8 protein-coding genes are annotated in these 11,464 nt (G+C 65.3%); all 8 read left to right on the forward strand.

Annotated elements, in window-relative coordinates; all coding sequences use genetic code 11:
* Positions 1-100: 100 nt before the first annotated feature.
* Positions 101-1,903: a peptidoglycan D,D-transpeptidase FtsI family protein gene (locus AC5RWX_RS24840; RefSeq protein ID WP_494098951.1), complete on the forward strand. Its 1,803-nt coding sequence runs from the start codon at positions 101-103 to the stop codon at positions 1,901-1,903.
* Between the two features lie 69 nt (positions 1,904-1,972).
* Positions 1,973-3,607: a UDP-N-acetylmuramoyl-L-alanyl-D-glutamate--2,6-diaminopimelate ligase gene (locus AC5RWX_RS24845; RefSeq protein WP_494098952.1), complete on the forward strand. Its 1,635-nt coding sequence runs from the start codon at positions 1,973-1,975 to the stop codon at positions 3,605-3,607.
* 6 nt (positions 3,608-3,613) lie between these two features.
* Complete coding sequence (locus AC5RWX_RS24850) at positions 3,614-5,080, forward strand: UDP-N-acetylmuramoyl-tripeptide--D-alanyl-D-alanine ligase (RefSeq protein WP_494098953.1); 1,467 nt, start codon at positions 3,614-3,616, stop codon at positions 5,078-5,080.
* Entirely contained in the window at positions 5,077-6,186 is a 1,110-nt protein-coding gene (mraY, locus tag AC5RWX_RS24855; protein WP_494098954.1) for a phospho-N-acetylmuramoyl-pentapeptide-transferase, read from the forward strand. Before AC5RWX_RS24850 ends, mraY begins: the two co-directional genes overlap by 4 nt.
* On the forward strand, positions 6,168-7,745 hold the full coding sequence (gene murD, locus AC5RWX_RS24860) for a UDP-N-acetylmuramoyl-L-alanine--D-glutamate ligase (protein ID WP_494098955.1): 1,578 nt from the start codon (positions 6,168-6,170) through the stop codon (positions 7,743-7,745). The genes mraY and murD overlap by 19 nt, the downstream gene beginning before the upstream one ends.
* Positions 7,746-7,747: 2 nt before the next feature.
* Complete coding sequence (gene ftsW, locus AC5RWX_RS24865; RefSeq protein WP_494098956.1) at positions 7,748-9,106, forward strand: putative lipid II flippase FtsW; 1,359 nt, start codon at positions 7,748-7,750, stop codon at positions 9,104-9,106.
* A 7-nt stretch (positions 9,107-9,113) separates the two neighbouring features.
* A complete protein-coding gene (gene murG, locus AC5RWX_RS24870) occupies positions 9,114-10,214 on the forward strand; it encodes an undecaprenyldiphospho-muramoylpentapeptide beta-N-acetylglucosaminyltransferase (protein WP_494098957.1) in 1,101 nt (366 codons plus the stop codon).
* A partial coding sequence (murC, locus tag AC5RWX_RS24875; protein ID WP_494098958.1) for a UDP-N-acetylmuramate--L-alanine ligase occupies positions 10,211-11,464 on the forward strand: 1,254 nt, incomplete at its 3' end. The genes murG and murC, both read left to right, overlap by 4 nt.

The raw sequence follows: 11,464 nt of genomic DNA on the forward strand, positions 1-11,464 counted from the left end.
GCTCCACGGCGGATCGGTTCCCGCGCCCGAGCAGAAGGTCCCCGGACAGTAGCACGGCAGGTCTGACAGGCAACAAGGTCGAGCAGCAAGGAATATCAGGGTGGCGCAGAGGACCGGCAAGGCAAGAAGCGGCAAGGTACCCAACGCCAAAAGGCGCCTCCGCCTGGGCCTTGGCATGATGCTGACGCTCCTGCTGGTGGTGGGCGGGAAACTCTTCCTGGTCCAGGGACTGGACGTCGGGGGAATGGCCGAGGCCGCGCTGAACAGCCGGATGAAGCGGACCGTCCTGCCTGCCGAGAGGGGCAGCATCCTGGACTCCCGCGGCACGGTGCTGGCCAACAGTGTGATCCGCTACAACGTGGTGGTGGACCAGCGGGTGAACACCAAGACGGAGACATTCAAGCGCCTGGACACGGTGGACGGCAAAGAGAAGCTAGTGGACGTCAGCCGGGACCAGGGGCTCACCGAGCTCGCCGCTGCGCTGGGCATGGAGAAGGACGCCATCCAGGACGCGGTCACTGGCGAGCAGCCCTATTACATCGTGGCCAAGGATGTGAAGCCGGACATCGAGGACCGGATCTCCAAGCTGCAGATACCCGGCATTGTCACGGAAGGCGTCAGTAAGCGGGTCTATCCCAATGGTTCTGTGGCGGGCGGAATCATCGGGTTCCTGCAGGACGGCACTACCGGCCAGGCAGGCATAGAACAGACCCAGGACGGACTGCTGAAGGGCGAGGACGGCGAACGCCTGTTCGAGATAGGCGCTGACGGCCTCCGTATCCCGGTGGGCGTGGATGAGCTGACTTCGCCACAGGACGGCAAGGACGTTAAGCTCACGCTCAACTCGGACCTGCAGTACTTCGCGCAGCAGGCCATCCAGAGCCAGTCGGACAAGCTGGGTGCCGAATGGGGTGTCATCATCGTGATGGACGCCAAGACCGGCGACCTGGTGGCGATGGCCGACACCAATTCCCCGGATCCCAATGACCCCGGCAGGGTGGCGGCCAAGGACCGCGGCGTCCGCGCCGTCACGGCAGCATACGAGCCCGGTTCCGTTGAAAAGGTGATGACGGCAGCTGCCCTTATCGAAGAGGGCAAGGCCAAGCCGCTCGATTCGTTCACCCTCGGGCCCACCTACACTGTGGACGGACAAACCTTCAGTGACTCGTTTGCCCACGGCACCGAGGAGCGTACCCTCGCAGGCATCCTGGGTTATTCGATGAACACCGGCACCGTCATGGCCGGCCAGCGCCTCAGTAAAGAGCAGCGGTATGACTGGCTGAAGAAGTTTGGCATCGGCGAGGCTCCGGACGTAGGGCTGCCGGCCACCGCCTCGGGCATCCTCACGCCCTGGCAGCAGTGGGACGGGCGCCAGGAATACACCGTGCTGTTCGGCCAAGGCGTGTCCCAGTCCACGCTCCAGACAGTACGCGCGTTCCAGTCCATTGCCAACAATGGCGTGATGCTGCAGCCCCGGCTCATCGACGCGTACATTTCCCCGGACGGAACCGAGGAAAAGGTGCCGGCCGCACCGCCCCGGCAGATCGTGTCGGAGAACACAGCCCAGCAGGTCCAGGACATCCTGGAAAGCGCTGTCACCGAGGGTCAAATCAAGGATGCGGCCATCGACGGCTACCGGGTGGGCGCAAAGACGGGCACTTCCGAATCACCGTGCGATGACGGCAAGTCCGGGTTCTGCGGTTACACCGCCTCCATGGTGGGCATGGCACCGATGGACGATCCGCGGTTTATTGTGGAGGTGGTACTCCAGCGGCCCAAGGGCAGCATCTACGGGATTACCAACGGGCCGGTCTTCCGGTCGGTCATGAGCCAGGCTCTGCGGACCTACAACGTCCAGCCGTCCACAGGCGAACCGGCCCGGCTGCCCCAGTTCGCCGAGTAGCAGTCCGCACCAGCAGCACCACCGGTTCGTCCACGCCGGGCACGATCCACTAGCACCATCGGAGATTCCTTGTCTGAGCTCAACCCGTCCGATAGCCGCGCCGTCCCGGAGGGACCGTCCGGCCAGGGCCGCTTCCGCCCGTCAACTGTTGAAGCGGTCCGGCTGGCTAGCATTTGCGATGCCATCGACGTCGCAGTTCCCGGCCCGGCGGCGGAGGTGGCCGTCACCGGAATCACGTTGAACTCACGCGCCGTGGAGCCGGGGGACCTTTACGTAGCCCTCCCGGGCGCCACCCGCCACGGCGCCGACTTCGCTCCGCAGGCTATCGAAGCGGGAGCCGTCGCCGTTCTCACCGACGACGCCGGCGCCAGGCTGCTGGCGCTGTCCACCGACATTCCGGTACCGGTGATCATCGTAAACTCACCCCGCAACGTGGTGGGGCCGCTGTCCGCCTTGATCTACCGCAACCAGCCTGGTGCCGGGCAGCCGCAGTTGTTTGGCGTGACGGGCACTAACGGAAAGACCACCACCACCTACTTCATCAACTCGCTGCTGCGTGCGCTTGGCAGGAAAACCGGGTTGATCGGCACCATTGAGATCCATGCCGGCGGTGACCCTATTCCCAGCCTTCTCACCACCCCCGAATCCACGGACGTCCATGCGTTGCTGGCCCTCATGCGGGAGAGGGGACTGGCAGCTGCGGCCATGGAAGTCTCGTCCCACGCCATTTCCTATCAGCGGGTGGACGGGGTGCTGTTTGACGTTGCGGGCTTCACGAACCTGACCCAGGACCATCTGGACCTGCACCTCACCATGGACGACTACTTCAGCACAAAGGCGGAGCTTTTTACGCCCGGCCGTGCCCGTGCTGCCGTCGTGATGGTCGACGACGAGTGGGGCCGCCGACTTGCGCGCGGCACAGAGGTGCCGGTCACCACCCTCGCCACCTCCGCCGGAGCCGTGGCCGACTGGACTGTCACGAAGACTGCCGCGCGCGGGCTCGGTACGGAATTCACACTAAGCGGCCCCGACGGTGCTGTGCTCACAGTGCACACCGGACTTCCCGGCAGCTTTAACGTGGCCAACGCGGCGCTGGCGGCAGTCATGGTCCTGACCGCAGGCGTGGACGCCGGAACGCTGCAGGCAGCCCTGGATGAGTCCGACCCCTTCACCGTTGCGGTGCCCGGACGCATGCAGCTGGTCTCCCAAGAGCCCGCCGCCATCGTGGATTTCGCCCACAATACCGATGCTCTGGCCAGGGCCTTGGAGGCAGTACGTTCCCCGCAGCCGGGGCCCAACCTCATCGTCGTGTTCGGTGCCACGGGCCAACGTGACCAGGGAAAACGCCCCGCAATGGGTGCCATCGCCGCCAGGCTCGCGGACACCGTCATCATCACCGATGACGACCCCCACGATGAGGACCCCGCTGCCATCCGCGCCGAAGTCCTGGCCGGAGCCCGGAAAGCGATAGAAAAGGAGTCCCTCGCCTCGGAAGTCCTGGAGGTCTTCCCCCGCGCCGAAGCGATCCGCCATGCCGTCGGGCTCGCCCGGCCGGAGGACACCATCCTCGTGGCCGGCCGGGGCCATGAAGTGTGGCAGGAGGTCAAAGGCGTCAACCTTGCCCTCGACGACAGAGTGGAGCTGCGTAGTGCCTTGACAGCCAGGGGATTCAACGTTCTTCAAGACGACCGGATAGAGTCCTAGACCGAGATGATTGCATTTACTGCGGCGGAGATCGCCGAAATCACTAACGGGCGCCTGGACGCCGATCCCGGGATCACGCCCCTTTCGGTGGTCACGGACTCACGCGAATCCACAGCTGGTTCGCTCTACGTCGCAAAGCCGGGTGAGCACGCAGACGGCCACGACTTCGTGGCAGCCGCCTTCGCAGCGGGCGCCACCCTTGCCTTGGTGGAGCGTCCGGTGTCCGCGCCGGACGGGACTCCTTATCCCTCGGTGCTGGTTCCGGATGCCGTGCTTGCCATGGGGGCACTGGCCGCAGAAGCTGTGCGCAGGATTCGTGCTGCGCGCGCCCGGGAAGGCAGTGAACTCACAGTAGTGGGCATTACCGGCTCGGCCGGAAAGACCACCACCAAGGACCTGCTCGCAGGAATCCTGGCTGCCCAAGGAAATACCGTGGCCCCACAAGGGTCCTACAACGGCGAGATCGGCGTTCCGCTTACCGTCTTCCGCGCCGGAACAGAAACGCGCTACCTCGTCATCGAGATGGGCGCCACCGGAATCGGGCACATCCGATACCTTGCGGAGATGGTCAAACCCGATATCGGCGTGGTTCTCGCCGTGGGAACCGCCCACGCCGGGGAGTTCGGAGGAGTGGACAACATCGCTTTGGCCAAGGGGGAGCTTGTCGAAGCCCTTGCCCCGTCCGGTACCGCCGTCGTTAATCTCGACGACGAGCGGGTGGCCGCCATGCGCACACGCACCGCTGCGTCGGTACTCGGCTTTTCCGCGGAAGGCCGCGGGGACGCCGCCGTACAGGCACTCAACACCGACACCAATGCCGGGGGCCATCCCGAGTTCGACCTTCAACTGCCCGACGGCGAAACCGGCCTGCACGTCAGCAGCCGCCTCATCGGCGCCCACCATGTGGGCAACCTCCTGGCAGCCGCAGCCGCTGCCTGGGCTGCCGGTGTGGGGGGACAGGACATCGCGAACTCCCTGAGCAGGCAGACTGCCGCCAGCCGATGGCGCATGGAGCGCACCGAGCGGGCAGACGGCGTGACCATCATCAACGACGCTTACAACGCCAACCCCGAATCCATGCGCGCCGCCCTGCGGACGCTGGCTGACCTTGGCCGCGGCAGGCGGACCTGGGCCGTGCTGGGGGCAATGCTCGAACTCGGTGAGGACTCCATCCGGGAACACGCTGCCGTGGGCACCCAGGTGGTCCGGCTCAACATCTCCCGCCTGCTGGTGGTAGGCCGGGAAGCCCGGGCGCTCTACGTGTCAGCTGTGCAGGAGGGCTCCTGGGGGGATGAGTGCCTTTTCGCGGAAACACTCGAAGAGGCCTACGAACTGCTCGACTCCGAACTCCAGCCAGGCGACCTGGTGCTGTTCAAATCCTCGAACAGTGTAGGACTTCGCCATTTGGGCGATCGGATAGCATTACCCCGACAAACCCCGCAACCCGCCGATGAAAGGAGCACTCTGCTGTGATTGCACTTTTGATCGGCGCCGGACTGGCACTTTTATTCGCCTTGGTGGGGACGCCGCTCTTTATCCGGCTGCTCGTCCGCCGCGGCTACGGCCAGTTCATCCGGGACGATGGCCCCACCTCACACCACACCAAACGCGGCACACCCACCATGGGCGGGACGGTGGTGGTGGCGGCGGTACTGCTGAGTTACGGCCTTACCCACCTGATCATGCTGATGGTGAACCCGGACTCGCCAGGCCCCTCCGCTTCGGCCCTCATCCTGCTGTTCCTAATGGTCGGGATGGGGCTGGTGGGGTTCCTGGACGACTTCATCAAGATCTCGAGGCAGCGCAGCCTTGGCCTCAATGCCAAGGCAAAACTGATCCTGCAGGCAGCGGTGGGCATCATCTTCGCTGTGCTTGCCCTGAACTTTCCCAACGGCGCCGGCGTCACGCCGGCCTCCACCAAGATTTCGCTGGTCCGCGACCTGCCCTGGCTGGACCTTGCCTTCGGCGGAACGGTCCTCGGGGCCATCTTGTTCGTAGTCTGGTCCAACCTGATTGTGACCGCAGCGACCAATGGCGTAAACCTGACTGATGGCCTCGACGGGCTCGCAGCGGGTGCCTCCGTGATGGTCTTCGGCGCCTATACGTTGATGGGAATCTGGCAGAGCAACCAGGCCTGCGGCTCACCCCGCGAGGCCGGCAGCGGTTGCTATTCGGTCCGTGATCCCCTCGACCTGGCGCTGCTGGCAGCCATCATGAGCGCCGCGCTGGTGGGCTTCCTGTGGTGGAACACCTCCCCGGCCAAGATCTTTATGGGTGATACCGGTTCGCTGGCCATCGGCGGCGCCATCGCCGGTTTCGCCATCCTGTCCCGGACCGAACTGCTGCTGGGCATCATCGGTGGCCTGTTCGTCCTGATCACCCTGTCCGTCATCATCCAGGTGGGCTACTTCAAGGCCACCGGCGGCAAGCGCGTGTTCAAGATGGCACCGCTGCAGCACCACTTCGAACTGCAGGGCTGGGCCGAAGTGACAGTGGTGGTCCGGTTCTGGATCCTGGGCGGGCTCTTCGTTGCCGTGGGTCTTGGCATTTTCTACGCTGAATGGGTTGTGCTGCTGTGACCGTTTCCTCCCGACTCGAGAACCTCACCAGCTGGGACTCCGACTGGGCCGGGCTGCGGGTCGCCGTCACCGGCATCGGTGTCTCCGGATTCGCGGCGGCCGACACCCTCATCGAACTCGGTGCCCGCGTGGTGGTGGTGGACGCGGCCACCAGCGCGACGGCCAAGGCCCATGCAGAAACCCTCAAGATCGTCGGTGCCGCCGATGTTCTCCTCGGCGAGGACGCAGTAACCCGCATCCCCCGGATCGACGGCGAACTTCCCGAACTCATCGTGACCTCACCAGGTTGGCGCCCCGACCAGGCCCTGCTGGCAGCCGCCGCAAGGGCGCACATCCCTGTGTGGGGCGACGTCGAACTCGCCTGGCGCGTACGCGTCCGGGAAGGCCGCAAGACGGCGGACTGGCTAGCAATCACGGGGACGAACGGAAAAACCACCACAGTCGGCCTCACCGAATCCATGCTTCGGGCAGCCGGCCTGAAGGCCATCGCCGTCGGAAACGTGGGCACACCCATCCTGGACGCCATCCGAGATCCTGTGGAGTACGACGTCTTCGCCGTCGAACTCTCCAGCTTCCAGCTCCACTGGGCCGAGTCACTCTCGCCCGTGGCCAGCGTCTGCCTGAACGTTGCCGAGGACCATGTCGACTGGCACGGCTCCTACGATTCCTACCTTGCCGACAAGGCGAAGGTCTATGAGCAGACGCAAAAAGCCTGCATCTACAACGCCGAGCAAATCGAAACCGAGCGCATGGTGGAGAACGCCGATGTAGTGGAGGGCTGCCGCGCTGTCGGTTTCACCACCGTCACGCCGGCCATCAGCATGCTCGGCGTGGTGGAGGGACTGCTCGTTGACCGGGCGTTCATCGCCGAACGCAAGGACAGCGCCGCGGAGCTCGCGTCAATGACCGACCTGGGAGCTTTTGCGCCTCGGCATATGGTGGCCAACGCCCTGGCCGCTGCAGGGCTGGTCCGTGCATACGGGGTCGAGCCAAAGGCCGTGCGGCAGGGCATCCAGGACTACGTCCCGGGTGACCATCGCATCCAGCCGGTGGCCCGCCAGAACGGTGTGCTGTGGGTCAACGATTCCAAAGCCACGAACCCCCATGCAGCGGCCGCCTCGCTGGCTACGTTCAGCAACGTCATCTGGATCGCCGGGGGCCTTTCCAAAGGGGTGACCTACGACGACCTGGTCCGGGAGCACGTCCAGCGGCTCAAGGCCGTGGTCCTCATCGGAAGGGACACCTCGGCGCTCACCGAGGCCCTCCAGCGACACGCGCCGGATGTCCCCGTGATCTTCCCGCAGACGGGTGAAACTGAAGAGGTGCAGACTGCCGCAGCGGCTGGTGCCGTCCAAACCGGTACTTCCGTGCCCGGTGAGACGGCGATGGCCAGGGCTGTGGCGTCAGCAGCGCAGCTCGCCGAACCCGGCGACACTGTGCTGATGGCTCCGGCAGCTGCTTCCATGGATCAGTTCTCTTCCTATGCTCACCGTGGTGACACTTTCATCGAAGCTGTCCGCGAGCTGGTGGAAGGGCAGGCCCAGACCGGCGAGGAGTAACAATGGTCAGCACGCCAACGCGCCCGCAGCCAGCAAAACAGCAGCCAATTGACCAGCAGGCCGGCAAGCCACGGCCCGGCTCCTCGGTAACAGCCGGTGCGCGCCAGTCACCGGCGGCCGCCCGTCTCCGGACCATCTACCGCAGGTTCTGGTCAGCCCTGGAAGGGACCGGGACCTCCCGGAACGGCTCCACGTACTACCTCATCCTGGGTTCCACCCTGGCACTGACGGCCATCGGCATCATGATGGTGCTCTCAGCCTCCAGTGTTGAATCCATCGCTGCCGGAAAATCGCCCTACGGCGATGCCCTGAAGCAAGGCATGTTTGCCGCCATCGGCATCTTCACCATGTTTGTGCTGTCCCGGATCAATGTCACCTGGCTCAAACGGCTCGCCTGGCCGGCGATCGGCGCGGCGGTGGTCCTGCTTGCCCTGGTCCAGGTGATCGGCGACGAGGTCAACGGCAACAAGAACTGGATTGACCTCGGCGGCATCACCTTCCAGCCGTCGGAGGCATCAAAACTTGCCCTTGCGCTCTGGATGGCTACAGTCCTGGCCATAAAGGGAAAGCTGCTCAGCAGGCCAATGCACGTGTTCGTCCCGGCCGTTCCCGTGGCGGCCATTATTATTGGGCTGGTCCTCGTGGGCAACGACCTCGGTACCGCCATGATTATCATGATGATTGCCGCAGCAGCCCTCTTCTTCGCCGGAGTTCCGCTGTACTTCTTTGGCATTGCGGGACTGCTTGGCATCGCTTTGGCCGGCGTGATGGCCGTGACCAGTTCGAACCGGATGTGCCGCATCACGTCCTGGTGGACAGGTGAGTCCTGCGCCAACGGCACCGATGCCAACTACCAGGCCACCAACGGCCTCTACGGCCTGGCCTCCGGCGGCTGGTTCGGCGTGGGCCTGGGGCAAAGCCGGCAGAAATACAGCTGGATCCCCGAAGCCCACAACGACTTCATCTTCGCCATCATCGGCGAGGAACTCGGTCTGGTGGGCACCGTCGTCGTCCTTATCCTTTTTGCCATTCTCGGTGCAGCCATCTACCGGGTAGTGGTGGCGCAGGAAGGCCTTTTCCACCGCGTGCTCGCGGGCACGATCATGGTGTGGCTGCTCGGCCAGGCAACCGTGAACATGTCAGTGGTGACCGGGCTGATGCCCGTCATCGGCGTGCCGTTGCCTTTCATTTCCTATGGCGGGTCCGCCCTGCTGATGTCCCTCTGCGCCATCGGCGTAGTGCTTTCGCTGGCCCGCGAGCAGATGGCCCCGGCGATGCGGCCCAAGCGGATGCTGAAATTCAAGGCGAAGCCGGCCCACACCACCACGCCCAAGAAGAAGACTGCAAGAAAGCGTGCCTAAGCCCCACATGACGTCCCAGAATCCCTCCATTGTCCTGGCGGGCGGCGGAACCGCCGGCCACATCAGTCCGCTCCTCGCCATCGCAGCTGCCGTCCGCACGGCAGCTCCCGGCGCCGCCATTCTCGCGGTGGGAACACCGGCAGGAATGGAAACCCGCCTGGTTCCCGCCGCCGGAGTTGAGCTGGCAACGATCGACCGCGTGCCCTTCCCGCGAAAGCCCTCAGTGGATCTGCTTCGCCTCCCTGGGCGCCTCGGCGGCGCCGTGCGGCAGGCAGGCGCCATCCTGGACAAGGCCGGTGCAGACGTCCTGGTCGGCGTTGGCGGTTACGTGTGCACCCCCATGTACCTCGCCGCACGAAAACGCGGTATTCCGATCGTGATCCATGAGGCCAACATCCGTCCCGGACTGGCGAACAGGGTGGGCGCCCTGTTCACGAAGCGTGTGGCGGTGGCCTTCGACACCACGCCGCTGAAGGGTGCCCTGCACGTGGGCATGCCCATGCGCACTGAAATTTCGCACCTCGACCGGACAGCTGCCCGTACCGCAGCCCGGGAGGCACTGGGACTGGATGCTGCCAAGCCCACCTTGATCGTCACGGGCGGTTCGTCCGGTGCGCAGAGCATCAACAGGACCATCGCCGCCGCCCTCGGGCAGCTGGCCGAGGCCGGAATCCAGACCCTGCATATCACCGGCCGGGGTAAGTCCGTCCTGGACGACGGCGGCAGACCGCTGGCCGCCGAGGGCTACCAGCAGGTGGAATACATCGACGGCATGGAGCTGGCTTACGCTGCGGCTGACGTACTGCTGGCACGCTCCGGTGCCGCGACGGTGTCCGAAATTGCTGCCGTCGGCGTGCCGGCCGTCCTGGTGCCCCTGCCTATCGGCAACGGGGAACAGGCGCTCAACGCAGCAGGACTCGTGGCCGCCGGTGGAGCCGTGCTTGTGGCCGACCGCGACTTCACACCCGACTGGGTGGGCAGCGAACTCATTTCCCTCGTCACTGACCAGTCCCGCCTCGCCACCATGGCAGCCAATTCCTACCGGCTTGGCATCCGAAACGCCGACCAGCGCATGGCTGGCCTTGTCCTGGAAGCGGTATCCGCATGAATCCCGTCAGCATTCCCGGCCTTGCATCCCTGGGCAAAGTCCACTTCATCGGCGTGGGCGGCGTTGGCATGTCCGCAGTCGCCCGGATCATGGTGGCCCGCGGCGTTCCGGTCAGCGGGTCCGACGCCAAGGACCTTCCCGTCATGGCTGACCTTGCCGCTGCCGGTGCACGCATCGCGGTTGGATACGACGCAGCCAACGTGGCAGACGCGCAGACCGTAGTGGCCGGTTCGGCCATCCGGGCGGACAATCCGGAGGTAATGGCAGCAAGGGAATCAGGCGTGCCCGTGCTGCACCGCTCCGAAGCCCTGGCCGCGACCATGGGGGAGGACGCGGTGGTGACGGTGGCCGGGACACACGGCAAGTCCACTACTACCTCCATGGTCACTGTCCTGTTGCAGGGTGCCGGCCTGGACCCCTCCTTTGCCATCGGCGCCAATGTTCCGGCCCTTGGCGTTAATGCCGCTTCCGGAACGTCGGGCATTTTTGTGGCCGAGGCGGACGAATCGGACGGGTCCTTCCTCAATTACCGGCCCAAGATCGCCGTGGTGACGAACGTGGAGCCGGACCACCTGGACTATTACGGCACGGCGGAGGCAGTCTACGAATCCTTCGACCGCTTCACCGCCCTGCTGCCGGCCGACGGCGTGCTGATCGCTTGCGCCGACGATGCCGGCGCTCTGGCCCTCGCTGAGCGAACACGGGCACGCGGCAGTACCCGCGTGATCCTCTACGGCACAGGTGCCGAGGCGGAGCTGGTGCTGCACGACGGCGGACCCGGAGACGTTGCGGTGTCCACGCCGACCGGGCGCTTCAAGCTCGACCTTCAGGTGCCCGGCCGGCACAACGCCCTCAACGCCGCGGCAGCCTTTGCCGTTGCCCTTGAACTGGGCGTCGAGCCCGCAGCGGCTGCCGGTGCCCTGGCGCACTTCTCGGGGGCTTCACGCCGCTTCGAGCTGAAGGGCCAGGCACGGGGCGTGCGTGTCTTCGACGACTACGCCCACCATCCCACTGAAGTCCGGGCAGCCCTGGCGGCGGCCCGCTCAGTAGCAGGCAGCCACAAGGTGCATGTCCTGTTCCAGCCGCACCTGTTCTCACGGACCAGGGAATTCGCCCGGGAGTTCGCAGAGGCACTCAACCTTGCCGACACTGCCTGGGTACTGGATATCTACCCCGCCCGTGAGGATCCGATTCCCGGCGTCACCAGCCAGCTCATCGCCGACTACCTGGACGACGGCGGGCGGCTGGTC

This window comes from Arthrobacter sp. SPT-J7 (assembly GCF_059089965.1).